At 21.0% G+C, this 523-nt stretch carries 2 protein-coding genes; both read right to left on the bottom strand.

The window, feature by feature from the left end; all coding sequences use genetic code 11:
* Nucleotides 1-181, bottom strand: a 181-nt coding sequence (locus tag DIT71_RS18330) for a proton-conducting transporter transmembrane domain-containing protein (protein ID WP_227538207.1), incomplete at its 3' end; no start/stop codon positions are given.
* 117 nt (nt 182-298) lie between these two features.
* The gene (locus DIT71_RS18575; protein WP_101335831.1) at nt 299-481 is read right to left on the bottom strand and encodes a proton-conducting transporter transmembrane domain-containing protein; all 183 of its coding nucleotides are present in this window, start codon (nt 479-481) and stop codon (nt 299-301) included.
* Nucleotides 482-523: the final 42 nt, after the last annotated feature.

Here is a 523-nt window from a genome sequence, read left to right as displayed (position 1 = left end):
GAAAATATACATAAAACATTACTACAGAACAAAAAATTAAAAACATTATAAAATAATACTCATATTTAAAAATCATTATAAAAGCAAACAACTTTAAAAAAAATCCTAATAAAGGAGGTATCCCAGCTATTCTTAATACCATTAAAATCAACCAACCCTTATATTTTATTTTTATCAACATTGTAAAATCTTCAAATAATAAAAATCTAAAAAATTTCATAACTGGAAAAATTATTAAAGAATATAATAATAAATATACAAATCAACTTAAGTCATCAGAAAAATTACATAATATAATTCAGCCTATATGATACACAGAAGAATAAGCAATTAACTGCTTAAAATTCCTTTGATTATAACATCCAAAAACTCCAAAAAATAATCTAACCACTACTATCATATAAATCACATAAGAAATAAAAATTCTCATAATTATCAAAGGAATTAATTTTTGAAAAGATATTAATATAAAACAAGACATTCACGATAAACCAGAACAAACCGAAGGAAACCAAAAAAAAAA

Origin of the sequence: Marinobacter vulgaris (assembly GCF_003344045.1) — a bacterium.
GTDB lineage: Bacteria > Pseudomonadota > Gammaproteobacteria > Pseudomonadales > Oleiphilaceae > Marinobacter > Marinobacter vulgaris.
Note: the sequence above shows the minus strand (reverse complement) of the source record. Positions and strands in the feature narration are given on the sequence as shown.